General features: G+C 41.0%; 26 protein-coding genes and 1 pseudogene. 12 read left to right on the top strand and 15 right to left on the bottom strand.

The features are described 5' to 3' along the window. Positions 1–41 precede the first annotated feature (41 nt). Together H6G75_RS07655 and H6G75_RS07660 are read right to left on the bottom strand one after the other, a co-directional pair. A complete protein-coding gene (locus H6G75_RS07655) occupies positions 42–311 on the bottom strand; it encodes a hypothetical protein (protein ID WP_190979343.1) in 270 nt (89 codons plus the stop codon). A gap of 123 nt (positions 312–434) precedes the next feature. After that, positions 435–698, bottom strand: coding sequence for a hypothetical protein (locus H6G75_RS07660; protein WP_190979344.1), 264 nt, complete (start codon positions 696–698; stop codon positions 435–437). Positions 699–910: 212 nt separating this feature from the next. Between H6G75_RS07660 and H6G75_RS07665 the strand changes: the two are divergent. The 8 genes and pseudogenes from H6G75_RS07665 to H6G75_RS07700 all read left to right on the top strand — a co-directional run. Beyond that, positions 911–1,015: pseudogene (locus tag H6G75_RS07665) on the top strand (FAD-dependent oxidoreductase); the annotation flags it as partial. A 217-nt stretch (positions 1,016–1,232) separates the two neighbouring features. Then, complete coding sequence (locus tag H6G75_RS07670; RefSeq protein WP_190979345.1) at positions 1,233–1,793, top strand: general stress protein; 561 nt, start codon at positions 1,233–1,235, stop codon at positions 1,791–1,793. Between the two features lie 254 nt (positions 1,794–2,047). Then, positions 2,048–3,049 (top strand): SDR family oxidoreductase, encoded by a 1,002-nt coding sequence (locus tag H6G75_RS07675; protein ID WP_190979346.1) that lies wholly within the window; start codon positions 2,048–2,050, stop codon positions 3,047–3,049. A gap of 299 nt (positions 3,050–3,348) precedes the next feature. Beyond that, the gene (locus tag H6G75_RS07680; protein WP_190979347.1) at positions 3,349–3,828 is read left to right on the top strand and encodes a DUF4383 domain-containing protein; all 480 of its coding nucleotides are present in this window, start codon (positions 3,349–3,351) and stop codon (positions 3,826–3,828) included. Between the two features lie 57 nt (positions 3,829–3,885). Beyond that, positions 3,886–4,035 carry a PsaJ protein gene (locus H6G75_RS07685; RefSeq protein ID WP_190979348.1) on the top strand — a complete coding sequence of 50 codons (150 nt, stop codon included), beginning with the start codon at positions 3,886–3,888 and terminating at the stop codon, positions 4,033–4,035. Positions 4,036–4,228: 193 nt separating this feature from the next. Beyond that, on the top strand, positions 4,229–5,128 hold the full coding sequence (locus tag H6G75_RS07690; protein ID WP_190979349.1) for a YihY/virulence factor BrkB family protein: 900 nt from the start codon (positions 4,229–4,231) through the stop codon (positions 5,126–5,128). 94 nt (positions 5,129–5,222) lie between these two features. Beyond that, on the top strand, positions 5,223–5,585 hold the full coding sequence (gene folB / locus H6G75_RS07695; RefSeq protein WP_190979350.1) for a dihydroneopterin aldolase: 363 nt from the start codon (positions 5,223–5,225) through the stop codon (positions 5,583–5,585). Next, entirely contained in the window at positions 5,582–6,049 is a 468-nt protein-coding gene (locus H6G75_RS07700) for a gamma-glutamylcyclotransferase (protein WP_313934812.1), read from the top strand. Before folB ends, H6G75_RS07700 begins: the two co-directional genes overlap by 4 nt. Positions 6,050–6,149: 100 nt before the next feature. On the opposite strand, the gene H6G75_RS07705 is transcribed toward H6G75_RS07700, so the two are convergent. Together H6G75_RS07705 and H6G75_RS07710 are read right to left on the bottom strand one after the other, a co-directional pair. Next, a complete protein-coding gene (locus H6G75_RS07705) occupies positions 6,150–6,773 on the bottom strand; it encodes an anti-sigma factor (protein ID WP_190979351.1) in 624 nt (207 codons plus the stop codon). 167 nt (positions 6,774–6,940) lie between these two features. Then, a complete protein-coding gene (locus tag H6G75_RS07710; RefSeq protein ID WP_190979352.1) occupies positions 6,941–7,597 on the bottom strand; it encodes a sigma-70 family RNA polymerase sigma factor in 657 nt (218 codons plus the stop codon). Positions 7,598–8,613: 1,016 nt separating this feature from the next. Between H6G75_RS07710 and H6G75_RS07715 the strand changes: the two genes are divergently transcribed. After that, on the top strand, positions 8,614–9,396 hold the full coding sequence (locus H6G75_RS07715; RefSeq protein WP_190979353.1) for a L,D-transpeptidase: 783 nt from the start codon (positions 8,614–8,616) through the stop codon (positions 9,394–9,396). Positions 9,397–9,473: 77 nt separating this feature from the next. On the opposite strand, the gene H6G75_RS07720 is transcribed toward H6G75_RS07715, so the two are convergent. From H6G75_RS07720 to gcvT, 6 genes are all read right to left on the bottom strand, one after another. After that, positions 9,474–10,007, bottom strand: coding sequence for a late competence development ComFB family protein (locus H6G75_RS07720; protein ID WP_190979354.1), 534 nt, complete (start codon positions 10,005–10,007; stop codon positions 9,474–9,476). A 119-nt stretch (positions 10,008–10,126) separates the two neighbouring features. Beyond that, positions 10,127–11,032 carry a M23 family metallopeptidase gene (locus tag H6G75_RS07725; protein ID WP_190979355.1) on the bottom strand — a complete coding sequence of 302 codons (906 nt, stop codon included), beginning with the start codon at positions 11,030–11,032 and terminating at the stop codon, positions 10,127–10,129. Positions 11,033–11,354: 322 nt separating this feature from the next. Further along, positions 11,355–12,314, bottom strand: coding sequence for an AEC family transporter (locus H6G75_RS07730; protein ID WP_190979356.1), 960 nt, complete (start codon positions 12,312–12,314; stop codon positions 11,355–11,357). Between the two features lie 307 nt (positions 12,315–12,621). Further along, positions 12,622–15,540: an aminomethyl-transferring glycine dehydrogenase gene (gcvP, locus tag H6G75_RS07735; RefSeq protein ID WP_190979357.1), complete on the bottom strand. Its 2,919-nt coding sequence runs from the start codon at positions 15,538–15,540 to the stop codon at positions 12,622–12,624. A 114-nt stretch (positions 15,541–15,654) separates the two neighbouring features. Beyond that, complete coding sequence (gene gcvH, locus H6G75_RS07740; protein WP_190979358.1) at positions 15,655–16,044, bottom strand: glycine cleavage system protein GcvH; 390 nt, start codon at positions 16,042–16,044, stop codon at positions 15,655–15,657. 151 nt (positions 16,045–16,195) lie between these two features. Then, positions 16,196–17,311 (bottom strand): glycine cleavage system aminomethyltransferase GcvT, encoded by a 1,116-nt coding sequence (gcvT, locus tag H6G75_RS07745; RefSeq protein ID WP_190979359.1) that lies wholly within the window; start codon positions 17,309–17,311, stop codon positions 16,196–16,198. A 151-nt stretch (positions 17,312–17,462) separates the two neighbouring features. Between gcvT and H6G75_RS07750 the strand changes: the two genes are divergently transcribed. Then, the gene (locus H6G75_RS07750; RefSeq protein WP_190979360.1) at positions 17,463–17,957 is read left to right on the top strand and encodes a pentapeptide repeat-containing protein; all 495 of its coding nucleotides are present in this window, start codon (positions 17,463–17,465) and stop codon (positions 17,955–17,957) included. Positions 17,958–18,132: 175 nt separating this feature from the next. On the opposite strand, the gene H6G75_RS07755 is transcribed toward H6G75_RS07750, so the two are convergent. Further along, positions 18,133–18,477, bottom strand: coding sequence for a DUF760 domain-containing protein (locus H6G75_RS07755; protein ID WP_190979361.1), 345 nt, complete (start codon positions 18,475–18,477; stop codon positions 18,133–18,135). A 464-nt stretch (positions 18,478–18,941) separates the two neighbouring features. Between H6G75_RS07755 and H6G75_RS07760 the strand changes: the two genes are divergently transcribed. Both H6G75_RS07760 and H6G75_RS07765 read left to right on the top strand, forming a co-directional pair. Continuing rightward, positions 18,942–19,376: a BON domain-containing protein gene (locus H6G75_RS07760; RefSeq protein WP_190979362.1), complete on the top strand. Its 435-nt coding sequence runs from the start codon at positions 18,942–18,944 to the stop codon at positions 19,374–19,376. A 303-nt stretch (positions 19,377–19,679) separates the two neighbouring features. Next, positions 19,680–20,534, top strand: a complete 855-nt coding sequence (locus H6G75_RS07765; RefSeq protein ID WP_190979392.1) for an amino acid ABC transporter substrate-binding protein — start codon at positions 19,680–19,682, stop codon at positions 20,532–20,534. A gap of 73 nt (positions 20,535–20,607) precedes the next feature. Here the strand turns inward: H6G75_RS07765 and H6G75_RS07770 are convergent, their stop codons facing one another. From H6G75_RS07770 to H6G75_RS07785, 4 genes are all read right to left on the bottom strand, one after another. Continuing rightward, positions 20,608–22,596, bottom strand: coding sequence for a potassium channel protein (locus H6G75_RS07770; RefSeq protein WP_190979363.1), 1,989 nt, complete (start codon positions 22,594–22,596; stop codon positions 20,608–20,610). A 102-nt stretch (positions 22,597–22,698) separates the two neighbouring features. Continuing rightward, entirely contained in the window at positions 22,699–22,986 is a 288-nt protein-coding gene (locus H6G75_RS07775) for a type II toxin-antitoxin system RelE/ParE family toxin (protein ID WP_190979364.1), read from the bottom strand. After that, positions 22,983–23,171: a hypothetical protein gene (locus H6G75_RS07780; protein ID WP_190670631.1), complete on the bottom strand. Its 189-nt coding sequence runs from the start codon at positions 23,169–23,171 to the stop codon at positions 22,983–22,985. Before H6G75_RS07780 ends, H6G75_RS07775 begins: the two co-directional genes overlap by 4 nt. 111 nt (positions 23,172–23,282) lie before the next feature. Next, positions 23,283–25,313, bottom strand: a complete 2,031-nt coding sequence (locus H6G75_RS07785) for a pentapeptide repeat-containing protein (RefSeq protein WP_190979365.1) — start codon at positions 25,311–25,313, stop codon at positions 23,283–23,285. Between the last annotated feature and the right edge of the window lie 337 nt (positions 25,314–25,650).

The raw sequence follows: 25,650 nt of genomic DNA on the forward strand, positions 1-25,650 counted from the left end.
ATTTGTGTTTGTTCGTGAGTATTGGCGGTTATTGTTTGATATCAGAATTTACTAGATTGATATGACCTGACTTTTTGCTTTGCTGCTTGCTGTCTAATGCGTTTAGTTTCAACTTTATTTGGTACGTGAGGTCTTTCACTTAATACCTGTTTTAATTCTGCGTAAGTAATTTTAATTCCAGAGCCTTTAGGAAAATCACCATTGTTATAGATAACATAACCATCGGGATGGAAGAACCACTTATAGCAATTATTTTTAATGCCGAGAAGTTCCTTTGTATGCAATTTTCTTAACCAATCTATTCCCTTCATGAACATCTCCAAAAAAATAATCCACAGTAATCAAGTTTTCAACTCACTCTCCCATTCTTCTTCGCATTAGTACTTCCGCAGGATAAGGGAGTCATAATGTGTCTGCTACATAATTGTGTTCACCTACTTACTAGATTGATATGACCTGACTTTTTGCTTTGCTGCTTGCTGTCTGATACGTTTAGTTTCAGCTTTATTTGGTACGTGAGGTCTTTCACTTAATACCTGTTTTAATTCTTCGTAGGTAATCTTAATTCCAGAGTCTGGAGGAAAATCCCCATTGTTATAGATAATATAACCACAATACAGAAAATACTGAGAATAATCATTTTTAATTGTGAGAATTTGCTTTGTATGCAATGTTCTTAACCAATCTATGCCGTTCATGAACATCTCCAAAAAAATAATCAACACTAATCAAGTTGTCAACTCTCTCTCCCACTCTTCTTTGCGGCTCTGCGCCTCTGCGTGAGATAAACGTTTTTTCGTGTATGGGACACTACCTTTAGTTATTAAAAATAATATAACCCACGAAAGAGTCAGAGCTTGGATATATTCTCTAACATCGGTAAAGATGCTCTGGTTTCTAAGTGGCAATCATGGAAGCGTATGACGTTGTAATTATTGGTGCTGGTCACAATGGCTTGGTATGTGCTGGCTACTTACTTAAAGCTGGTTACAGCGTCTTGTTGTTGGAAGGGCGATTGAGAATTTTTATTTAACTGGTACTGGAACTCACCCTGGTGGTTCAATTTTGGGAATGCCGGGACACAATTGTGCGCGAGTATTTCTGCAAGGTGAGGAACCCATTTATCAGACATTTAAAGAAGCAGGAAATTCGCTTAAGTCCAAAATTGCATCTGTTTTTCAAGGTTAATAACTCTACAATCATTCACTTACAAAATTATCACTGAGGAAAATATGGTAACGAAAAATAGTATCTATGCGTTAGGGGTATTTGCTAATGCTCAAGATTTAGAAACAGCGATTAATAATTTGCAAGCTTCTGGCTTTCCTAAAGAAAGAGTTTCTGTGATTGCTAAAGATGTCAAGCAAGGTGAAAGTATCGGTGAAGCCCAACTCAGCGATCGCATCGGCGATCAAGATGTCAATGTTAGCTCACCAGTCGGAAATACTCTCACAGCAACTAGTTGGGGTACTTTGCTACTAGGCTTGAGCAGTCTAGCACTTCCTGGCTTGGGTGCAGTATTAGCAGCAGGTTCTGTTGGTGTAGCTTTAGCTACTAGTGTGGCAGGTGTGGCTGTAGGCGCAGCAGCAAATCAAAACTTGGTCAAAGCTTTCACAGATTTGGGTATCCCGGAAGAGAGAGCGAGAATTTATAGCGATCGCTTGCAACAAAGCTATTATTTGCTCATCCTCGAAGGTACAGAATCAGAAATTCAACGCGCCGAACCAATTTTACGTGAACAAGATATTCAAAATTGGGGCGTTTATCAAGAGGGACGAGGAGCTAGAAGCTAGAAACTAGGATTTTTTCCCCAGCACTTTTAAGTCAGTACATGAAATACTGTCTTCTCTAGCCCTTAACCTTTAGGAACTGTTTTCAAAGTCTCTGATCCCCCCAACCCCCCTTTTTAAGGGGGGCTAAGAGACATCTTAAAGTCCCCCTTTTTAAGGGGGATTTAGGGGGATCTAAAAAATTAAAAAGCTAAATGAATAGTTTGAAAACACGCCCAAGTCTCTAACCCCTAACAGAAGTTTATCTAGTAATATCCATGCAGTTAAAGCCTATAAATCAGCAAGTCGTTGCAGTCGTTGGTGCTTCCAGTGGTATTGGACGTAAAGCCGCCCTGGAATTTGCTCAACGTGGAGCCAAGGTAGTTGTTTCGGCGCGTGGTGAATTAAAGTTAAAGTCGCTGGTGGAAGAAATTCGCGGTTTTGGTGGTGAGGCGAATTATATTGTTGCTGACGTGCAAGAATTTGACCAAGTAAAAGCGATCGCAGATAAAACTGTCGAGTTATACGGACGACTTGATACTTGGGTTCATGCTGCGGCGATTGGAATGTTCGCCACTTTTGACAAAACATCTCCAGAAGAGTTTAAGCACGTTATAGATGTGAGTTTGATGGGACAAGTCTATGGTGCAATGGCGGCGTTACCCCATCTAAAACGTGAAGGACGGGGCGCACTGATTCATGTATCTTCAATGGAAGGTAGGCGATCGCTTCCTTATCAAAGTGCTTACTCTTGTGCTAAACACGGCATTGAAGGCTTTCTGGAAGCGATGCGAATTGAATTGATTCATGAAAAATGGCCTATTAATGTCACGAGTATTAAACCAGCCGTCATTAACACTCCATTTTGGAGTAATGGTTTAACTAAATTAGGCGTAAAACCATCAGGAATACCACCTTACTATGACCCCAAAATTGTGGCTGATGCCATAGTTTATGCAGCAGAACACCCAATTCGGGATTTATTAGTTGGAGATATCGCTAAATTACTCGATTTAGCTCAGAAAATCTCGCCTTCATTAGTAGATTCGTTGTTATTACTGTTAGGTTTTAATCTTCAACTTAGTAGTGGCGAATTAAAATTGGAAGACGCACCCAACAATTTTTATCAACCTATTCCAGATGATAGAGTTGATGGGGATTATCAAAATTTAGTCATTCCCAGCATTACTGATGCTTTGGGTAAATTACCGATTTTTCAATTAGGAACAGGCGCTTTATTAGCTTTACTTGCAGCACAAGCATTCAAACAAATTGAATGATTATTAGTTGATGAATCACAAGAAACCGGACTTATCAAAAAAATCATGTTCATGAATTAAGGGCGAAAGATTGTTCGCCCTTACTTTTGGGAAACATATCTATTTCATAAATTAAATATGATTTATATACTTAACCCCACCTTTTGATAGAGTTTAAATTTAAAATTATCGGTTGAATTGAAAGTATTGATTGACCACAGCTTTAAGCCTACAAAAAAAATGAAGCTGTAAATCTTTAATAATAGCGAATGGGTATGAATTTTCTCAGAAATTAAAGCATCACAGGAGTAATACAGAACATGGAAAATATTCAAACAGCAAAAATGATAGAACGTTATTGTGCTTTAACCATTGGTATTCTCTATTTATTACTAGGTTTGGCAGGGTTTACACCAGCTTTGGTATCTTTACCAGGAACCCATGAATCTTTCATTCCTTTAGATGAATCTCCTAACGCTTATGCTGCGGGATTTGGTTATATATTTGGGTTATTTCCTACCAATTTCTTGCATGATTTAGTGCGATGTTCTGTCGGTTTACTAGGCATTGCTTCTTATAACAGTGCTAAAAGTGCGCGGTTATTTAATGCTACTTTTGCCGTCGCTTATGTGGCATTAGCAATCATGGGATTATTACCATTCGCCAAGACATTTTTCGGATTTATGCCACTTTTTGGCAATAATGTTTGGGTTAATTTTTTAGCAGCGATCGCAGCAGGTTATTACGGTCTGATCATTCCATCTAAAGTAGCAGGTGTGAATGTTTCTCAAAATGTTTAATGTTTGAAAAAGTATCACCATCAAGAACTGTAGCTTGCCAATTTTTAGGAGCTTTATATGCAGAAATCTAGCAAACAGCAACAATACTTTCTTCGGTATCTTTCTTTAGCCCCAGTTCTGGCTGTATTTGCGGTATCAATTGCTTTTTCTACCTGGGCAATTATTAATTACTTCTTCCCTGACTTGCTTTTCCATCCGATGCCATAAGTGATTTTCTATACATAAAATCAGCATTACCAATATTCCCCAAAGGTGGGGGCGAACAGCAGTTCGTCCCCACTTAAATTGTTTTGTTTCTGACTCCTGACTTCTGACTTCTGCAAGCCAAAGCATTTAGATTTACCAATGACACTAGATAAGTTATTGTGGCATTGTGCTTGTGAAGACTTAATAGCTAGTTATGCCAAAGCCGCGTTTTGTCCGTTTTTTTCGCCATCTGAATTGGCGCATTCTCAAAAAAACCTTTGCTCGGACAATCGAACGACGACTACTAGGACTTGCTGCTGAAATTGCCTTCAATGCCATGTTATCGTTGTTTCCGGCGATTCTGGCTGTACTAACAGCGATTGGTTTGTTGGCAGAATCATTACAAGATACTTTTAGACAGATGGCGGCTTTGTTGAGTCAAGTTGCACCAGAAGAAGCGATGATTTTGATTCGAGACTTTGCCAGCCGGGAAATTGCCCACTCTAAAAATAGTAGTTTGTTTTCTCTCAGCTTTGCGATCGCTCTTTGGACTGCTTCTGGTGCTATCAGTACAGCCATGACAGCATTTGATCAAATCCATCAAACTCCGCCACAACAAAGCCGTCCTTTCTGGCAAGCTAAACTGATTTCCTTGGGCTTAACAGTTGGTACAATCGCACTGTTAATGTTGGCTTCGTTTTTAGTCTTTGTCAGTGACTTGCTATTAAAAATAGCTGTCTATGAGCATAGTTCTCTACTATTCTTGCAGCACCTGTGGCAGTTATTACGCTGGCCTGTAAGTTTAGGTATTGTTGCTACAGCTTTTAGTTTTGTATATCGCTATGGCCCTAGTGTGTGGAATTCTGGTACACCAATTATGCCAGGGGCAAGTTTAGCAGCGATTTTTTGGGCAATACTCTCAGCACTATTCCGCCTTTATGTCACTAATTTTGGTAACTACAATAAAGTTTATGGCGCGGTTGGGACTGTCATCGTTTTGATGTTGTGGTTGTGGATGAGCGCAGCTGTGTTACTCATTGGGAATCAACTAAACGTGATTGTTGGCGAAGATATGCGCTATCACAACATACAGAGTAAGGAAACAGCAAAGTAGAAAAAGAATTTATAACTCCAGTATCAACAGACAAAGTTTGTGTGTAAGTCCGTTGTTTGTTAAATTTTTGGATGGCAAATTTATCTGGAAAACTATGGACTGTATTCATTTAACAGGAATTCGCTGCTATGGCTACACTGGATATTTGCCAGAAGAGCAAGTTTTAGGGCAATGGTTTGAGGTGGATGTTAAGTTGTGGTTGGATCTTGCCCAAGCTGCTGAAACTGATGCGATCGCAGATACTCTTGATTATCGCAGTGTAATTAGCACGATTCAAAACTTAGTTAAAACATCTAAGTTCGCTTTACTAGAAAAGTTAGCAGGTGCAATCGCTGACTCTATCTTGCAACAAAGCGATCGCGTCACACAAGTCCAAGTCATTGTTACCAAACCCGCCGCCCCCATTCCTGATTTCGGTGGCAAAATTAGTATTGAATTGACTAGAGGTTATAGGTGAGAGGTTACAGGTTACAGGTTACAGGTGATAGGTTAATATCGCCTGACGAACTACGGGTTTTTGTTTACGGTACACTCAAACCCGGTGAAGCTAATTATCAAAAATACTGTGCAGGTAAGGTGGTAGATACCAAGAGGGCAGTCGTACTCGGCAAGCTGTTTGCTTTACCTATGGGCTACCCAGGAATGACATTGGGACAAAATCAAGTCCACGGTTATTTACTTTCTTTCTCGGAATCAAAGGTTTTACAAGCTCTAGATTCCCTGGAAGATTACCAACCCCACAGACCCACCTCAGACAATCTTTACAATCGCCAAAGAGTTGAAGTGTACACACCCCAAGGCGAAGCTCTTGGTTGGGCTTGGGTTTATGTGATGGGTTTAGAGCTGGTTCACCAATTCAACGGTACTTTTTTAGCTGATGGCTGGTGGAGTGGTTGTGGTTTAACCCTCACCGAATTTTAGATTTTAGATTGAAAATTCAAGAGCCAAAATTTAACCAGGTTTGAAGCCACCGAATTTATTCGTGAAAAGAATCTAAAATCCAAAATTGTCTGACTTGAGATTAATTCAAGTCTGGCTCGGTTTTATGGATTTCCGGTTGGTTGAAGTCAATAGTTGTTTCTGGTTTAGTGACTGCTGCTTTAGGAATTTCAATCACTGGATTATTTATAGCCACCATTAGCGGTGCTGTGGGGCTAGTAGATGTTTTGGCTGCTGATGGAGATTCTATTTCTACTGGTGGTTTTTGAGCTAGTTGTGGTGTTCTAGATTCACTTCCCGGTAGTAAACCCGAAACTACGCTAATGAAACAGGCCGCAACAGCCGCACCACCAAACGTCCATGCCAAACGCGAGCGACGACTCAAACGAGAGAAAACTTTTTGGGCTGTGACTTCTGGTGATTGTGCGGTGTCTGGTACAGGTAAAGTCCGTAAACCTTGCCGCAGTTTTAATAATCTGGCGTACAGGCATTGAACAGAGGCATCATTAGCCAACCATTCTTCTACTTGCCTGCGTTCTGTAGCTGTTACCTCACCATCGAGGTATGCACTTAATAACTCGAAGCGATCGCGCTTCACCATATCTGTAGTACCCGTTGATTCATTGGTATGTTGATCCATCCCTGCTGACAAATCTCCAGTAAGTTGTAAGTGGGAAAGGTCGTTAAACTGAGAATCAGTAGTCATCTTAACATTATTACTAATTCATACACGGGTAAGGCAAGCTAGTAATTCTCAGAAATTCATTGATAAATTCCTGATTTTTCCTGACGGCAGCAGCAGGCTTTTTGATTCCTCACAATTCTTAATCAATGTTTAAATTTTGGCATCAAACAAAGGAAAGAGATTGTAATTTAGGTATCTAGATAATTTTGCAATTGCGCTTGCAGTCTGGATCTAGCTCTAGCTATTCTTGATTTTACCGTACCCAAAGAAACCCCTGTGATTTCGGCGATTTCTTCATAGGCCATGCCTTCAATTTCTCTTAAGACAATTGTAGTCCGAAACACTTCTGGCAAGTCAGCGATCGCTTCTCGCAGTTGTTCATAAAATTCTCTGGTGGTTAGCTCCTCTTCTGGCCCTGGAGTATCACCAGCAATTTCCCAATCCATTTCGCCATCATCTACCGCACGGGGAGCATCTAGCGATAATGGACTCACAACGCGCTTGCGTTTACGCAATTCGTCGTAAAACAAGTTAGTGGCAATCCGGCTTAACCAGCCGCGAAACTTAGCAGGTTCTTGTAATCGGTTAATGTTCCGATACACTCGAATCCACACTTCTTGAGCCAAGTCGGCTCTATCTGGCCAATCGGGCGCTAGGTGGTATAAAACCCTCTCTACTTGGGTCTGATAGCGGCGCAGGAGTTCTGCAAACGCAGCACGATCTGGACGCAGTCCTGCTTGACAGCGCAAAATTAAATCGTGATTTGAGAGTTTGTCAACTTGCACCGATGCTTCTGGATATTTCGCATCAACCGTTGACCAGGATACAGCAATCGATTGACTCATAGATCGTATTCGCTTTAAATCATCCCTTACTATTAGACCTACTAAATTACAGTATGTTCCTGGTTTCAGTGCCGGATTAACGACTGGAACATGAAAATATTGAATTTCGGTAAGATTCCTGGTTACAACAATGTTGCTCAACTCTAGTTTTTGGTCGAAAAGTAGGGTTTGCCGTTGAATCATGCCACATTTGTACTCATGGGTGTTTTACCTATAATTGTGCGGCTGATAGCAACTGACTATTTACGCTTGACAAATTTTACCTTTCATGATTATCAAAGTTAATCTGTGATTACATATCCTCTGTAACCTGTCACCTATCACCTCTTTCCTCACGCTCAGGGCAAAAATCTAAATCTGTTGACAGAGCAATAACTAAATTTCTGAGCTTCTACTTTGAATACTGAATTGAGGTTGAAGAAGTCGTTAGACTGTTTTAAAGATTGTGGTAACTTCACTAAGGGTAGAGTAGAATCTTGTTTTTGGTGATTGTTGCCAAAGATTATGAAGCTCGCAGAAATTCATAATTAATAATTATGAATCAGACATTATGAATTTCTGCTGGCATCCTGGAAAACTCATGTTATTTATTTGGTCTAGTTACCAGAATTGTAGTTTTTTCTGGATGTTCCTGATAAATAGCATCAGTGTTCGCTGGATTTGTAATCCGAACTTGAAGAAAGAAATTAATGGAAAATGTGATTGTGATTGCTAGCAATAGTTTTTCAAACATGGATTATCTCCCACCCACACCATTAATGATTGATTGCTGCACTTGGAGAGTTCTAGAAAAAAGCCTGAACGGAGGAAACCTTCGCTCGGTCTTTACGGGAATCAAGGTTTCTCTCCAGAAGTTTTATTTGCTGGGACATTTGCTTAAGTTAAGTTTGCCCAGAAAGATTAGCGAATGTATAAGGAAACAGATAAGTATTTATGAATTATTGATAATTGGATGATGAGCGCATTCAATTATTCCAAGAGATGGATCTGTCAGGGATAAATAATAGGCGATCGCAATGATAAGAAATGAATCTGTAACGCGTGTAGCAATGTTTCTCTGTTTTGGCGCAGCCATCTTGTCTTTAGCTGTCCATTGGCGAGTTACGACAACGCAACAACAGTCGGATAATTATGCCCCTAATCGGAAGTTTCCAGGGAGTATAGGAGAAACAGCCTTTGGTGCGTCTACAACGACTGATGAATCCATTCCAGGTCAGAAATCGCAACGGAATTCTGATCATAAATCAGGTACAGTCATCCAAAATGTAGCTAGGGATACTGATATACCTAATAACAGACGATTAGTGGGCGCTGAGTCAGAACCAAGAGAAATTCAGAATACTGATACACAACCAAAATCCTTTTTTACCCAGTTTTCCACTCAACAAAAAACGGCTAATAAACTGGGGATGAAAACACAAGTAATAGTTGATTTAAGCGATCGCCGCACTTATGTTTATCAAGGAGATTTGGTTATAGCCAGTTACCCAATTGCTGTAGGTAAAAAAGGCTGGGAAACACCTACGGGTTCTTTCCAAGTCATGGATATGCAACATGACCCAATTTGGCGACACCCCATTACTGGCAAAGTGTTTCCTCCCGGAAGTGACAGTCCTTTAGGTGAGCGTTGGATTGGCTTTTGGACAGATGGACGCAATGAAATTGGTTTTCACGGCACACCAGATATTCACTTGCTAGGAACTGCCATTTCTCACGGTTGTTTGAGAATGCGTAATTCTGATGTGCGTTTGTTGTATGACCAAGTTAAAGTTGGCACATTGGTAACAGTGCGTGATTAATCAAGAGTCAAGAGTCCATAGTCAAGAGTTCAGCGTCAACAAATCTTGACCATCAACCATTGACTATTGACCACAATTTATTTCTGCTCGAAGCTAGGGGCGTAGACCTGGAGTAAGGTACTAACTTGACGGAGAACTTCATTACCAGTGTTTTTAGCTAAAACTGGTGTTTTGTTGTCGTTGGGTTGGTCGAGGTTACGACCGATTGCTTCGCTAACTTGTTGAGAAATCAACTCTTGTAGTTCGGCTCTAGCACGTTGACGTTGATAGTTTGCACCTTCTTCTGTGGTTGCATATAAAGGTGGCAGGCGGTTGAGAGCATAGGCAGCGATATCACCCACATCAAGAGAACTTTCGCTGGTAGCTTCAATTTCGGCAACACGGGCAATTGCTTCTGTCAACACCAATTCTTCCATGACGTTGATAAATTGTTTGCGAGGTACCGCCACTACCTCACCTGTTAATAAAGCTCCCATTAATCGATCCAGGGCCATATACTCTTCTATCGAGAGTTCCGATGCGTTATCACAAATTCGCCCAACTTCTGCTTCCATTGCTGGTGTGAGATAACCATCCTGAAGAGCTTGTTCTACAATTTTTTCAATACTCATAACGCTCATCTTGTTTAAGCCACCCAAGTAAGGTAAGGACGGTACAAATCCAATTTATCTTGCCCAATTATCGGTGCATAATCTACAAATTATGCACACAGGTTATTAGTTAACATTTTTTATTGAAAAATCTGTGTTCGCCAGGGTACGGGATCAACAGATTGGCCATTGACATATAAACCCCAGTGCAAGTGCGGCCCTGTAGAAGCACCTGTTGAACCCACTGCGCCAATTAATTGGCCAGCTTTTACAAAGTCGCCTTCCTTAACGTTAATGCGACTTAAATGTAAGAATATGCTGGTTACTCCTTGGCCGTGATCAATGCCAACTACATTGCCATGAATTCGGAAGCCTTGAGATACTGTACCTACTAAAGCAACTCGCCCAGCAGCTGGCGCGGTTACAGGTGAACCTGCGGCTCCGGCGTAGTCTACACCCCGATGATAATAATCCTTTGCAAATTTACCATTATAGTAACGACGTACGCCATAGATTGTACTAATCCGGGCTTTGCTGGGGGCGAGAAATTTCCCGTTCCAATATTTGTCTGGGGTTTGCAAAGCTTTGAAAGCGGCGACACGCTGGAGTTCATATTCGGTGGCTCCATCGGCGGATTTCCCTGGTGGGAGGGTAATGCGTTGTATGGGAAATTTGCGCGATCGCAATTTGACTGTTAAATTCTTAACTTGACCATCTCCCGCAATTTTTAAGGTTCGATTTCCTGCTGTTTCTAGGGGAGTGGTGGGAATAAAGGCACGATATTTGTTGGGCGCAACGGCAAAAGCTGGGTAAGTTTTCTCGCCTACTACTACTGTTGGTTGCTGATTATTTTCTTGGGTGACATCAATCATTACCGACAGGGTGTCTCCCAATTGGGGACTACTAGGGGATAACTGCACTTGCAAAGCTGCTGCGGGTAATGCCGATGTTAGGGGTAAAGATATAAATATCCCAGATAAAAAATTTTTAGTATGGCGAGTTACTAGTTGACTCTGAGAATTTTTAGGATGATTCTCGATAATCATAGAAATATAATATTATTCCTTTTTTGTGAACATTTAGCCTAAATAATCATTGCTAGGGCTTTCTTCGCTATGCAATTATTTTGGAACACCATAATATTATGTCAATAAACATTCTAATGAATAAACTATACCGATTTGGATGCGATCGCCAATGATCATCATTGATTCCAATTAAATACTATACTTTGTCAAGCAAAAACTAGGCTAAGACATGGTTGGAAGATTTTGTGCCAACCTTTCTTTAACCGATACATTATAGTGTCCCAAGATTGATTGCTCAAAGAGAAGTTGTATCAAAAATTATTAAAGTGGTCTTCTAAAATCAACTAAACCATAAAAGCCACAAAGGCAGTGCTATAAATAAGCCGACAAATGTCAAGGCAATACTGCTGGCTAATAAGTTGCGATCTAATTCATACACTTCTGCCAAAATTAATACAGAAAGCCCAGTAGGTGTACCGGACATTAACACTAGCACTAAACGTTGTTCGCCGGTTATACCTAAAAAGGTGGCGCTTAACCCTACTAATACAGGAATAATAAATACCTTCAATACACTGGCAATGGAAGCAATCTTAATACTTTTCCAGCCTGTGATTGTACCTAACCGCAGACCGACGAGTAACAAAGCCAAGGCGATAACTACCCAAACAGCTTGTTCTAAGCCTGACTCAACGACTGCTGGTAATTGGATAAATTGAGTACTCAAGCCCAGAAAAAATGTCCACAAGCTAGGCACTGTAATTAAATCGCGTAGCTGAGTCCACCAGTGCTTATTGATTGTACTTTTCCCAAAATAGCTGGCAATTAAGACCGCAATACCATAAGTGCCGATGACGTTGTTAGTGACGCTAAATAATACTGCCCAGTCGTTGTTGGCGGGACTAGTAAGGACTTGGGTGAGGGTGAGTCCAACAAAACCAGTATTCCCTAAAATGGTAGCGAGAATAAAACTGCCTAAACTAGCTTGCATTAATGGGATGTCTACAGATGATTCAGAGGCTGGCTGTTGATGATGTCGGAACCACTGTATGGCTTGCCAAATCAACAACGCTAAAACCAAACTCAGCAGTAATACTGCAACTGCGACTCCAGGGATGAGGAGGCCGTGAGATAAATCAGTATGACGCGCCAAAACAAAAAGTTGCAATGGCACTCCCACCCAATACAAGCTGTTACCCAGCCACTTGAGAAAATTATCTGAAGTTAATCGAGAACCTAATAATCCTATCCCAATCCACAGGAAAAGCGGGGTGTAAGCATGAATCAAACTGTCAATCATGGTAGAGTGGCACCTTGGTTGAGGTGTCTAGAAATTTTGGATTTTGGATTTTAGATTTTGGATTGAATCTCAAATCTAAAATTCAAAATCTAAAATTCAGCACAGCCTCTTACATTATTATTTAACGCGATGTGCGACTTATTCTTGAAACCCCTCTCCAAACCTCTCACGCCAGTCGCTACAACGGAGGGAACCTCCGCAACGCGCTGGCTCCCCGAAACGGAGAGAGGCTTTGAATCTTGCTCCCCTTTCCTACCAGGGAAGGGGTTGGGGGTTAGGTTTGAGAGAAAGTTGCACACGGCGTGATTTATTCTGCGTAGGCCTCCATTGGTAAACAAGCACAGACAAAGTTTTTGTCGCCAAAAGCAGCATCAATACGACCGACATTAGGCCAGAATTTTGCGTCGCGCGTCCAAGGTGCGGGGTAGGCGGCTTGTTCGCGGGAATAGGGATGAGTCCATTCCCCAGCGATGAGACTTTCGGCGGTGTGGGGTGCGTTCTTCAAAAGATTATCTTCAATATCCATTTTGCCTGATTCAATTTCGGCAATTTCTTGACGAATAGCAATCAAAGCATCACAAAAACGGTCTAATTCTTCCTTAGATTCGCTTTCTGTGGGTTCTACCATGATAGTTCCCGCCACAGGCCAAGAGACTGTCGGCGCATGGAAACCATAATCCATTAACCGTTTAGCAACATCATCGATGTCGATATTGGCGGATTTTTTGAGCGATCGCAAATCTAAAATACATTCATGGGCAACTAAGTTATTTTTGCCTTTGTACAAAACTGGATAGTAGTTTTCTAGTCGCTTGGCAATGTAGTTAGCATTCAAAATTGCCACTTTCGTAGCTTCGGTCAAACCAGCCACCCCCATCATGGCAATATACATCCAAGAAATTACCAAGATGCTGGCACTACCCCAAGGTGCGGCGGCGACTGCGCCTGCTGAGTGGGGAGTAGGAAGTGGGGCGTGCTGAGTGGGTTTAGTAATGGGAACTACGGCGTGTCCGGGGAGAAAGGGTACGAGATGGGAGGCGACACCAATTGGCCCCATACCAGGGCCGCCACCACCGTGAGGAATACAGAAAGTTTTGTGTAAATTCAAGTGACAAACATCTGCACCAATATCACCGGGACGACACAACCCGACTTGGGCGTTCATGTTTGCCCCATCCATATATACTTGTCCACCGTGAAGGTGTATAACTTCACAAATTTCTTGAATGGCTTCCTCAAATACACCGTGAGTTGAAGGATATGTCACCATCAACGCCGCGAGTTCACTACCATGCTTTTCGGCTTTGGCTTTGAGGTCTGATACATCAATATTACCGTCAGCATCGCAGGCAACCGGTACAACCTTCATCCCACACATCACCGCACTGGCTGGGTTGGTTCCATGCGCGGAGGTGGGAATTAAACAGATGTTGCGGTGTGCTTCGCCGCGACTGGCGTGATATTCGTGAATGACCAACAGTCCGGCGTATTCTCCTTGGGAACCTGCATTTGGTTGCAGAGAAATTCCCGCAAACCCAGTAATTTCCGCTAACCAAGCCTCAAGTTGTTGGAAGAGAATTTGATAACCGCGTGTTTGTGATGGTGGTGCAAAGGGGTGTATCTTGCCAAATTCCTCCCAACTCACCGGAATCATTTCGGCGGTTGCGTTTAGTTTCATGGTACAAGAACCCAAAGGAATCATTGATGTTGTGAGGGATAAGTCCTTGGTTTCTAGTTTGTGGAGATAACGCAACAACTCTGTTTCCGAGTGATAGCGGTTAAATACAGGATGGGTGAGGTAGCTGCTTTGACGGCGTGGCAAAATATCGGCAGTGGAATTAGTTAATTCTTCTATGGTGAAAGGTAATTCATCTTTATCGGCGAAAATCTGCCACAGGTCGATTAAATCTTCTGCTGTAGTTGTTTCATCTAAAGAGATACCAACAGCAGTCTCATCAAAAATTCGTAAGTTGATATTTCTACCTTGGCAACCTGCAAGAATAGTTTCGAGGTTTTGTGTACCTAACTCTACGCGCAGTGTGTCAAAGACATTTTCCGAACTAATTTTGTAACCCAGATGCTTTAACCCTGCTGCCAAGATTAAAGTTAATTTGTGAATATTTTCAGCAATATTCTTTAGTCCCTGTGGCCCGTGATAAACAGCGTACATACCCGCCATCACCGCCAATAATACCTGGGCAGTACAAATATTACTGGTCGCTTTTTCTCGACGGATGTGTTGTTCGCGGGTTTGCAGTGCTAGACGTAATGCAGGCTTACCGTTAACATCTCTAGATAACCCAACAATACGCCCTGGAACTTGGCGTTTATACTCTTCTTTGGTGGCGAAATACGCTGCATGAGGGCCGCCAAACCCCAAGGGAATACCAAAGCGTTGAGTACTACCCACGGCAATATCCGCACCAAATTCACCAGGTGGGGTAAGTAAAGTTAAGCTGAGGGGGTCGGCGGCGACTGTAACTAACGCCCCGACTGTATGGGCTTTATCAATAAAGGCGCGATAGTCGTAAATTGTGCCGTCGGTGGCTGGGTATTGCAAGACTGCACCAAAAATTGGTTCTGCAAAATCAAAGGTTTGATGGTCGCCAACGATGATATTGATTCCTAGAGGTTTAGCCCGTGTTTGCAACACATCTATGGTTTGGGGATGACAGTCACGGGAAACAAAATAGTTATGGGCTTTGGTTTTGCTGACACCATAACTCAGACTCATGGCTTCGGCGGCGGCGGTGGCTTCATCGAGTAAGGAAGCGTTGGCAATTTCCAAACCTGTTAAGTCAATAATCATGGTTTGGAAATTCAGCAGGGCTTCTAACCGCCCTTGGGCAATTTCTGGCTGATAGGGTGTGTATGCAGTGTACCAACCAGGATTTTCTAAGATATTACGACCAATTACAGGCGGGGTAACGCAGTCGTAATATCCCATACCGATGTATGAACGACACACTTGATTTTTAGCCGCAATATTTTTTAACTTTGCTAGGGCGGCGTATTCACTTTGTGCGTCGGGTAATTGTAGCGTTTGCTGCGATCGGATGGCTTGTGGTACTGTGCGATCGATGAGGTCGTCTAGGCTGGCAAAACCTAATACTTTCAACATTTGCTGAATGTCATGAAAGCTAGGGCCTATATGTCGTTCTATAAAATTAGAATATGTTGTATTTTCAGGAAGGGTAGACTGGGTTTGAGGGGCATGGTATACCACAAATCGAACTCCGGACGCAACTATTTAATATTTTGCAATAAAAAATACTTTTAACAAGTTGACATTCAAGGAAAAGTACGAAGTATGGAATTTATACTTCATACTTCATACTTCTTAAGCCATCCCTTCCACGAGGGCGCTGTACTGGCTTGCAGTTAGGGCATCATCTAGTTCACCAGGGTCATCAACACGTATTTTTAGCAACCAGCCATCGCCGTATGGGTCATCGTTCAGTAGTTCGGGATCATCAATTACAGTCTCGTTACGTTCTACCACTGTGCCGGTTACGGGTGAATACAATTCTCCAACGGCTTTGACTGATTCTATTGTGCCTAATTCATCACCCTTGGTAGAAGATTGACCAATCTCTGGCAGTTCTACAAATACAATTTCACCTAATTCTTTGACGGCAAATTCAGTAATGCCGATGGTAGCAAGATCACCATCTAGTCGCACGTATTCATGACTATCTTGGTATTTCAAATCCTCAGGATATCTAGACATATTATTTACTCTCCAATATCACCAAAATTATTGTTCTCACAGTAATGCTGGTCATACTTAATAATCAGGTTTACTGTAGCTTAAGTAGTTCACAACACATTATTCCTTAAAAACTGCAAAGTATGAAGTCTGAAGTTTCGTCCTTCATACGTCATTTTTTAGTTTTTGACCGATAAAAGGGGCGTTTGACTACTACTGCGGGGTAGGCTTTACCGCGAATATCGACTTCTAACTGTTGACCAACCTTTGCTAAATTGCTGGGAATATATGCCAAAGCAACAGGATAACCCAGTGTGGGAGATATCGTACCACTGGTAACTTCTCCTACAACTTGACCTGCGGATAAAACTTGGTAGCCGTGACGGGCGATGTTACGTCCTTGCATTTGTAAACCTACGAGTCGGCGTTGCACTCCGTTGGCTTTTTGCTGTTCTAAGACTGACCGACCGATAAAGTCACCTTTGGTATCGAGGTGAACTAACCAGCCTAAACCTGCTTCTAGGGGTGTTGTGTTGTCGTCTATATCTTGACCGTACAGTGCCATTGCGGCTTCAAGGCGCAAGGTGTCTCTTGCACCTAGTCCTGCGGGAACAACACCAGCGTTGTATAAATTCCGCCATAATTCTATCCCTACTTCTGGGTCTACCATAATTTCAAAGCCATCTTCGCCGGTGTAACCTGTACGGGCGATGAAGGCTGGTTGACCGAGGATGTTTGCTTGTAAATGACCAAAGGCTTTAATTGGTTGTAGGTCTTGTTCTACAAATGGCTGGAGATATTTTTCAGCTTTTGGCCCTTGCAAGGCAATTAAGACTTTTTCGGGTGAGAGGTCTTGAAATTGAATTTCATCTAAGTTGAGGTTTTGCAATAGCCAGCTTTTATCTTTGGCTGTGGTTGCTGCATTGACAACGATCGCTACTTTCTCTTCACTTTGATAATAAATAATAATATCGTCAATAATTCCCCCTTGGGGATTTAACAATACTGTATATTGCGATTGACCTGCTTGTAAGCGACTCAAGTCAGAAGGGACTAAACCTTGGAGTTGGTCAATGACTGTTTTACCTTCCAGGGTAAATTTGCCCATGTGAGATATATCAAACATCCCAGCAGCATTTCTCACAGCCTCGTGTTCGCTGGTAATACCGCTATATTGTACAGGCATTTCCCAACCGCCAAAGCTGGTGAGGCGGGCTTTAAGTTCTACACCCAGTTGATATAAAGGAGTTCGCGCCAAGGATGCGGCGATGTTTTCTTGATTAGCCACAGGTAGTTATGCTCTTCAACATCTATATATCCTAAGTCAAGGATGAAGGATGAAGTCTGAAGTATAAAATTTCCGACTTCAGACTTCACCCTTCAGACTTTAACCTAGTAATGTTATTTGTAGGAGTGTTGAGTTTTGTTAAGAATAAGTTATGAAATATTGGCGCATACTAGCGAGTGTTGTTTTAGCAATGGTTCTATTTTTATTTCCTCTGTCGGCGGAGGCTGCTAGTTCTTCGAGTATTACCCGTTCGGCTGGGGATGAAGTGATAGCAAAGGATTATTCTGGTCAAAGTTTAGTGGGTAGTGAGTTTACCAACGTTGATTTAGAAAATGCGAACTTTAGCAATGCTGACTTACGCGGTGGGGTGTTTAATGGGACTATCCTAGAAGGTGTAAATCTGCATGGTGTAGATTTTAGTAATGGTATAGCTTACTTGACTAGGTTCAAAAATGCTGATTTGACAGATGCAATTTTGACCGACGCGATGATGTTGCGATCGACCTTTGATAATGTTGAGATTACAGGTGCAGATTTTACGAATGCAGTGTTAGACGGGCCGCAGGTGAAAAAACTCTGTACTAAAGCTAGTGGTGTCAATTCTAAAACAGGTGTAGATACACGCGAGTCTTTAGGTTGTAAGTAAATTGATAAAAATAACCCTCCAGATATTTGGAGGGTTTTAATTGATGAAATTTTGAATACAGCAGTCGTATTTGATTTGTGAAAGTCAAGAGGCTCAGATCCCCGACTTCTTCAAGAAGTCGGGGATCTTTTGGTTCACGAAGGGTTTAGGACTACTATATTAATCAGCAGAAAAATTACTCAGGATTTGGAGATTTTTCATCTACTAAATGAAAAGCTTTTTCTATTTGCAGTCTTTGTTCGGCATTCCTTAAAAAATAGCCATCTACCATAGCTGAACCTAGTAATCTGCCTAATTCTTCGCGGTTAGTAGTAATCGTAGTATTAAATTTATCATGAGGCAAGTTGCCTAACATTGCTACAATTGTCTGTTGAATTAAATGTAATACTTCTGGGGAGTCTGGTTTAGATAGTTGGACAACTGTATCTCGATTGAGAGATTGAAGATATTGCCAAAATTGATTGTTGTTAATATCTTCAGGCATAAGGTTTTCTGGCTGGCGAGAGGAAAGATTACTCATAGTATTATTTCCGGGTGCGCTTCACTATGTTGAATTTATCAGTTTTTTTAGATATATAAATTCAGATTAACCGAACATCCCAACTCTGGTTTATTCTACATCTGATGAATTTTACTTTAATAGCAATCATATATATTTTATTCAGTAATAAAAATATTTTTCAAGAAAATATGTATCCAAAATAACTGGTGAATATATTTTATAAAAATATAAAATTTTGACAAAATATAGGCAAATATCTAATTAATCTGATAACATCAGAAAACCGTTATGAAACTGCGTAGGATACATCCTAAAGAAATATCTTGGTATCTAGGGTGTTTATTAGCTGGCAAATTGCTTATTAATTAATAGCTGTTGACTTTAGCTATTTTGCCATAGCCTCAGTGATTGTCTTGAAATTTTTTCTTCAGAATAGCATCTATCTCTATTGACCGCTGCAAGTATTCAATTTGGAGACAGATATGAAAAAGTTATTTCCGTTGATTATCAGTAGTATTCTGTTAGTTAGTGCTTTTGGTTGTCAAGAAAATCATCAAGATACTGCTAAAAGTTCTACTAATAACCCAACTTCTCAAGCCTCAGCAAAACCCGCTTCTCAAACTACTCAAACTACAGGTAAAACACCTAAAAATACAACTGAGAAAACAGCAGTAACCAAAAATACTCCTGTAACTACAAAGTCTGAGGATGAATTAAAAAGTGAAATTACCAAAAAGCTGAAAGCCGAGTTACAAAATAATAAATTGGAGGTAGAAAATAAAGCAGGAGATGTGGTAATTAAAGGTACTGCGACATCGAATGCAGAGTTACAAAAAGCTGAAAAATTAGTTAAGGAAGTCAAAGGTGTGAAGAATGTCAAGGTAGAAGCAAAAGTGGTAATACCTAATAAAATTTAACTTCAGTAAACCCCTCCCCTCAGACTGGAAGTCTGGGGCTATACAAACAAAGCCTGCGTAGGCAGGCTAATTATACTTAGTAGGATAGAGAGTCTTTGGATAAGTGCTGGTAAAGAATCATTACCGGATTCAACTAATTTGCATTTGACAGGGATAATTACTGTATTTTGTCCATCACAACAGATTTTTTGTGAGGGTGCTGTGCATAGAAGTTTTGATTTAAAGTGCTTATCTGAATTTATCAAAATCACTAAATATACTAAAATAACTATTCCTGTGATTAGTCTGGCGATCGCAGCAATTATGCCTAATGCTGCCTTAGCTGAGACTGTGATGCAAAAAATTGCACGTACAGGGGTACTGACGGCTGGTACTAGTAAAGATGCTTTGCCTTTTGCATACACCGATAACCAAGGTAAATTAACTGGTTATTCGGTAGATATGTTAAATGTCATCAAACAACAATTAGAAAAACAATTAGGTAAAAGAATTCAATTAAAATTAGTTGGGTTGACTCCTGCACAGAGAATTCCAAAAATAGTTAACCGGGAAGTTGATATTGTTTGTGATGCTAGTAGTTTTACCTGGGAACGAGATAAAAAGGTTGATTTTTCGGTGAGTTATGGTGTGACGGGGACGCAATTATTAGTGAAAGCAGGTAGTGATATTGGTTCGCCGGAATCGTTAATTGGGAAACGAATTGGGGTGTTAGCACAAACTACAAATGAATTAGCGATTAAACAGGTACAACCCCAAGCTAAGTTGGTTTATTTGAAAACTCGTGCAGAAGGATATACAGCTTTAGAAGAAGGCAAAATTGATGCTTTTGCATCTGATAGTATTTTGTTGGAAGGATGGTTGCAAAAGGCGAAGAATCCTGATAATTTTGCGATCGCACCTGATCGACCTTTTTCACGAGAAGGTATTGCTTGTATGGTTCCAGAGGATAATTCTAAGTTTCTCGATGCTGTAAATTATTCTCTGGTTAAGTTTATGCAAGGTTTTGTCAACGGCGATAGTAAATATGTGGCTATTTTTGACCGTTGGTTTGGGCCGCAAGGTGCGGTTTTTCTGAATCGAGATTTGCGCGATTTAACTGTGGAAACGATGCAATTGGTGATTGAGTTTCGTGAGGAAATTCCGAAGAGAGAACTGTAATTAGGGGTGTGTGGGTGTAAGGGTGTAAAGGGTGTAGGGGAAGAATATCTACTCAGCACTCAGCACTCAGCACTCAGCACTCAACATGAGCCGAAACTTGGCATTTACTCAACTCTTGTACTAAACGATGTGCTTGGTGCAAGTATAGGGGATGTTGGAGAGTGGCGGGTAATTGATTCATTAAAGTTCTGGCTAGGTGCATATCACAACCAGTAACTCGTGAAATTATGGTTGCGCCTTCAAATTTGGCTTCTGCGGAAATTGTTTTTTCGACTCGCACCAAGCAGTGTCCGGGTTTGATGCTTCCACGTTCAACGGCTTGCAGTCCTTCGATGGTGGCTAAGACGACCAAGCGATCGCCTACAATTAATTTGATATCATCGGCAGGCATAAACTTGGGTGTATGCTGTTTAGCTCTCAGATGAAAAATTGGTACTACTCGATAACCATAGGCAATATCAGCAATTAATTTGCCATTGAGGGTGTCTTCTACTTCAATTTGATATTCGGTAACTAAAATTGTTTGGTTATGCAAACGAAATAAATTTAAAATATTTTCCCCAAATGCTGCACCCGCAAATGCTTCGGCGGCTAAAGCGTAAACTCCCATAATTCTGGCGTGAGGTAGCAACAGTCCAATATTTTCGCTAAAGCAAGGGTCAAAGGTACGAATAACTAAGTTAGCTTTTGGGTTGACAGTACTTGCTTTTAAAGCAATTTCCAAATTTGTCACTTCATCATCGGTGACAACCACAACACTTTTCGCTGTTGAAAGATTGACTTTCGTTAAAGCATGGTTGAGATTTCCCAAAACTAAGGGCATTTGGGGTAACATTCCTGATTCTAGGTCTTTGGTATTTACGCCTACCAAGGGTTGTTTGAGTTCTTGCAACAACTGGGCGACACTCCGACCAACTCTCCCCATTCCCACTAATACTACATGGTCGGCTTTGGGGATGCGGGGACGGCGTTTAGAAAACTGAAATCTTGCAGATAAGACGCGTTCTGTCATTAAGGCGTAGAGAATACCAACGAACAGTGTACTAGTCACACTCGTGGTAATACTGAATAAATGCAGCCACCATGTCAGGGGAAAAGATATTTTTTGTTGTCCCCCAAAGACATCACCGTAACCGCCGAGACTCAATACCAAAGCCACATTTAGCGCATCTTGCCAAGAAAGGTCAGGATACTGTGATTTGAAAAGCAGTGTTCCTAACAAAAATAAACTCACTAACAATAATGCCCCAACTAAAGCGACACGGCGAGTTTGGGTAGTTTCTTCCCAAAACTGCGTTACTTTGTTGCGGAGATTTTGCCATGATATTTCTGTTAAAATCTCATACCAAAATTGCCCAAAGCTGTTCATTTGTTTTGGGGAAGTCTTGAGATTTTCGGTGACTTCAATGTAAAAGATAGAGTCTCCGGGGAGGACTTTTGCATCTGGTTTCCATTGATAAAAACCTTTAGGTACTGGTTGACCGGCTGTGACGTGAATAAGTACGCGGCGGTGGCTAGTATTAATTTGCGAAAGACAACAATAACTCCAGCGATGAGAAGCATGGATAGATACTGCGAAAACTTGGAGTAAATGGTTTTCTAAATTAAAAAATCCTCTGGTTTCACAGCCTAATGCGGCTAAGGCTAAACTGTGGGCGGGTAATTGGGTGGCTTCAAAGGCGATAAAATTACCCAAACTGTCTTGGAGTAAATCGTTGAGATTATTTTGGGCGGAACGGATAACTAAACGCACATGAGGGTTAAGCGATCGCGCTGCAAATGCCGCAGCTATATTCACCCGCTCATCACTTGTTACAATCAAAATTGCCCGACAATGTTTTATCCCTGCTTGTTCTAATATTTTCGGTTGCCGACAATCACCAATCACCAATTTATCGATTAATTCTGGTAATTCTGTAATTTCCCAAGTGTGAGTATTTACTTGTTCAATTGCATTGACCTTAACGCCAAACTCCTTCAGCACAGATACACAATATTGTCCTAAATTCCCCAGTCCACACACTAAGAAACAGTTCGGATCTGTTGTTGTATTGTGTTCCATATATTTGATGTTAGTCAGTAGATTTTACTTGACTTTTTTTAAATTAATTTATTAAAAATAAATTCTTTTATTAGTTTGTAGGGTGAGCATATAATACCCACCCTACGGTTGCTGTGTGAATTGCTGCGAGCCATGTATAACAGCCAAAACCTCTATTTGTTCAGGCTTAATGTAATAAATAATTCTATATGAACCTTCAATGACTTCACGAATCTGCTCAGTTTCAAACTCTGGCACAATTCTTCCAGATAAAGGAAAATTAGAAATTTGTTCCGAACGTCTGGTAATTCGATCTACTATCCTTGCTGCATATTGCGGTGAGTTTTGGGAAATGTAAGTGTAGATAGCCGATAAGTTTTCTATAGCTGTTTCTGTCCAAAAAACTTTCACTCTGGTAGTCCGAATTTTGCCCTAACTGCTTGTACAGAAGTTACTCTACCAGCCTGAGAGTCAGCAAGTCCAGCCTCAATTACTTGTCTGACATAAATCTCATACATTAGGTCATCCCATGTACAATTATCTGGCAATTGCTCAATTAATTTTTTGGCTTCTTCTTTGATGTTTAGTTTTTCCATATATGTTTAAACAATCGCTTTATGTATATATTGTAGGCGATCGCAATTGCCTCATCACATTCTCCAAGATCCCCGACTTCTTTAAGAAGTCGGGGATCTGTGCCTCCAGAATTATCCCAACCCAAACAGTTTAGAAATTACAGGTAATAATTTATTTGCTGCTTCTACCAATGTGGCGACGGCGGGTAAGCCAGAAAATAAACCTTTTAACATGGTGATGGCTGTCTTTGCAACCTTTTGCTTAACAGGTTCTTGAGGATTTTGACCTGCTTCAGCTAAAGTTTTAACTTGTTCTAAAGCCTCGGCTTTATCTTCATCAGATAACTCTGATGATTGGGAAATTGCCGCTTGTAATTGTGTGAGTAATTCTTTAATTCCTGGTTGCTCACTATTCGGGGAACTAGGTAAATCATTAATGGCAATATTTACATTGCCGCTAATTGTTCCTAAGTTGGCAACAGAACCACCACCCGCAATACCACTAACATTACTGCTGCCTTGAATACTAATGCCGCTAATATCAGACACTTTATTATCTCCTTCTATATAATATTTGGGCTGATTGAGAGCAGTTGTCAGCATAGTTTCTAAACTACGAATGCGATCGTCTTTTTCTATAAGTAATGATTGTTGACTTTGAGATAAAGCTTTGAGTTGATTATAATCTGCAAAATATTCGGCACTCAGTTGCGATTTATTAACATCTGCCGCAGTTTTGGCGCGGATTAATAATTTATCATCGCCGCGTTTCTCCATTGCGACGATTTCTAATCCAGCTTCGGGGTGTTTTTCTGCTAATTTATTAAACGCAATAGCAATGGCGCGAGGGGCAACTTGTTGATTGTGATAAAGGTCGAGGGTATCAAAAATTGGTTGAATAAATTCGGCAAAGTCGCCGTCTTGAAAGACTTCTTGTTGATTATCTGGTTTGCGGAGGGGGTCGGGGTTTGTTGTGGTGGGTAAGCGTATGAAGATATATTCACACCTCACACCATGCAGTTTAGTTTCTCTGGTAATACCCCAATCTTCAATAAATGCACCTGTGAGAATTGCGCCTGTTAAATCGGTTGCGTCGAGTTGGGTTTGTTTGAGTTTGGCTCTGGATAAATCAGCATCTTGTAAATTAGCTTCACTGAGGTCAGCACCGATAAAGCTGGCATCTGCTAAATTAGCAGATTGTAAGTTTATACCCCGCAGGTTTTGGCGATCAAAGTTTTTGTCTTGTCCTTGTCCAGTAACTAGCAGTTGTCGTACTTGGGAATTTTGCAGATAGGTTTTACCAGGGCGGACACGGTCAAGCATTTTGGCTTGATGATAGCAAGTAAGGGTAAGGGTAGCATTGCGGAAATCTGTGCTTTCGAGTATGGCTTGGGAGAAATCAGCATTGGTTAAATTGGCGTTACGAAAGCTTGTACCGCCTGTAGTTGTAAAGGCAATAACAATATTACGAATTAGGGAATACTTCTCTTTTCTTTTCATCGCTTCCCAAGCGATGTAAATGTTCAGTAACGTTCCGACTCCAGCTATGGCTCCGGCAATTTTGTGAGATGGGGCAATGGCGGTAGCGATTAAATACCCAAAGATTGCCAACGCAATAGCAAAGACAGCAGGAAAAGATGCTTCGATGGCAAAAATTCCAGCGAGAGTAACATATCCAGCCGCAGCAACGGCTCCAGCAATAGTTCCAACCACAACAAAAGCTACCGCAATAGCAAATGCTCCCACAATAGTAAAGGCTCCCATAAAAAAGGTTCTCGCAGCAGCAAAGGCTCCTATGAAAACAAATGCAAAAGCTCCTGAAGCATCTTTGAATCCTTTAAGGATTGTGATGAAATAGAAAGCAATTAATACGACTAAGACAACCCAGCCTGTAATATGGGTTTCATCAGTATTGCTAATTAAGTAAATATTGAAACTTAATAAATATACTGACAATCCCCACAAGGAATGCAAAATCAAAATTAAACCTATTGCCCAACGTTTTTGCAGTCCAGCTTTGACGTTACTGAAGTTTGCGTCTGTGAGGTTAGCACCGTTAAAGTTTGCTCCTCGAATGTCAGCATAGCTAAAGTTTGCACCTGCAAGGTTTTGTCCTTTGAAGTTGCGTCCTCGGAGATTTTGACCGGAAAAGTCTAAAGCCATCTGTAGTTTTACGCACTTAAGCAAATTTTACTACACGCTTAAGCTGATGAATAGTGCTGATAGCATTTCACAAAACTACTGCTATAGTCGCGCGAATATCAAAGGTTCTCGTGCGAATATCAGAACTTCATTAATGAGTATTCGAGGTTCATTCACGAATATCCAAGGTTCTCGTGCGAGTATTCAAGACTTCATTAATGAGTATCCGAGATTCATTCACGAATATCAAAGGTTCTCGCGCGAGTATTCAAGACTTCATTAATGAGCCTTAAAGGATGTTTCAAAAGTCCTATTGTTGGTAGCCAAACATTTTAGATCCCCCCAACCCCCCTTTTTA

This window comes from Nostoc sp. FACHB-280 (assembly GCF_014697615.1).
GTDB lineage: Bacteria > Cyanobacteriota > Cyanobacteriia > Cyanobacteriales > Nostocaceae > Nostoc_B.

What these genes read in the sequence shown, in the direction of transcription:
- folB (WP_190979350.1), top strand. Translation starts at nt 5,223, where the DNA reads ATGGACTGTATTCATTTAACAGGAATTCGCTGCTATGGCTACACTGGA.
- H6G75_RS07760 (WP_190979362.1), top strand. Translation starts at nt 18,942, where the DNA reads ATGAAAAAGTTATTTCCGTTGATTATCAGTAGTATTCTGTTAGTTAGT.
- H6G75_RS07785 (WP_190979365.1), bottom strand. Translation starts at nt 25,313, where the DNA reads ATGGCTTTAGACTTTTCCGGTCAAAATCTCCGAGGACGCAACTTCAAA.
- H6G75_RS07685 (WP_190979348.1), top strand. Translation starts at nt 3,886, where the DNA reads ATGCAGAAATCTAGCAAACAGCAACAATACTTTCTTCGGTATCTTTCT.
- gcvH (WP_190979358.1), bottom strand. Translation starts at nt 16,044, where the DNA reads ATGTCTAGATATCCTGAGGATTTGAAATACCAAGATAGTCATGAATAC.
- H6G75_RS07730 (WP_190979356.1), bottom strand. Translation starts at nt 12,314, where the DNA reads ATGATTGACAGTTTGATTCATGCTTACACCCCGCTTTTCCTGTGGATT.
- H6G75_RS07655 (WP_190979343.1), bottom strand. Translation starts at nt 311, where the DNA reads ATGAAGGGAATAGATTGGTTAAGAAAATTGCATACAAAGGAACTTCTC.
- H6G75_RS07780 (WP_190670631.1), bottom strand. Translation starts at nt 23,171, where the DNA reads ATGGAAAAACTAAACATCAAAGAAGAAGCCAAAAAATTAATTGAGCAA.
- H6G75_RS07765 (WP_190979392.1), top strand. Translation starts at nt 19,680, where the DNA reads ATGCCTAATGCTGCCTTAGCTGAGACTGTGATGCAAAAAATTGCACGT.
- H6G75_RS07675 (WP_190979346.1), top strand. Translation starts at nt 2,048, where the DNA reads ATGCAGTTAAAGCCTATAAATCAGCAAGTCGTTGCAGTCGTTGGTGCT.
- H6G75_RS07720 (WP_190979354.1), bottom strand. Translation starts at nt 10,007, where the DNA reads ATGAGTATTGAAAAAATTGTAGAACAAGCTCTTCAGGATGGTTATCTC.
- H6G75_RS07660 (WP_190979344.1), bottom strand. Translation starts at nt 698, where the DNA reads ATGAACGGCATAGATTGGTTAAGAACATTGCATACAAAGCAAATTCTC.
- H6G75_RS07705 (WP_190979351.1), bottom strand. Translation starts at nt 6,773, where the DNA reads ATGACTACTGATTCTCAGTTTAACGACCTTTCCCACTTACAACTTACT.
- H6G75_RS07680 (WP_190979347.1), top strand. Translation starts at nt 3,349, where the DNA reads ATGGAAAATATTCAAACAGCAAAAATGATAGAACGTTATTGTGCTTTA.
- H6G75_RS07710 (WP_190979352.1), bottom strand. Translation starts at nt 7,597, where the DNA reads ATGAGTCAATCGATTGCTGTATCCTGGTCAACGGTTGATGCGAAATAT.
- H6G75_RS07670 (WP_190979345.1), top strand. Translation starts at nt 1,233, where the DNA reads ATGGTAACGAAAAATAGTATCTATGCGTTAGGGGTATTTGCTAATGCT.
- H6G75_RS07715 (WP_190979353.1), top strand. Translation starts at nt 8,614, where the DNA reads ATGATAAGAAATGAATCTGTAACGCGTGTAGCAATGTTTCTCTGTTTT.
- H6G75_RS07750 (WP_190979360.1), top strand. Translation starts at nt 17,463, where the DNA reads ATGAAATATTGGCGCATACTAGCGAGTGTTGTTTTAGCAATGGTTCTA.
- H6G75_RS07690 (WP_190979349.1), top strand. Translation starts at nt 4,229, where the DNA reads ATGCCAAAGCCGCGTTTTGTCCGTTTTTTTCGCCATCTGAATTGGCGC.
- H6G75_RS07770 (WP_190979363.1), bottom strand. Translation starts at nt 22,596, where the DNA reads ATGGAACACAATACAACAACAGATCCGAACTGTTTCTTAGTGTGTGGA.
- H6G75_RS07725 (WP_190979355.1), bottom strand. Translation starts at nt 11,032, where the DNA reads ATGATTATCGAGAATCATCCTAAAAATTCTCAGAGTCAACTAGTAACT.
- H6G75_RS07755 (WP_190979361.1), bottom strand. Translation starts at nt 18,477, where the DNA reads ATGAGTAATCTTTCCTCTCGCCAGCCAGAAAACCTTATGCCTGAAGAT.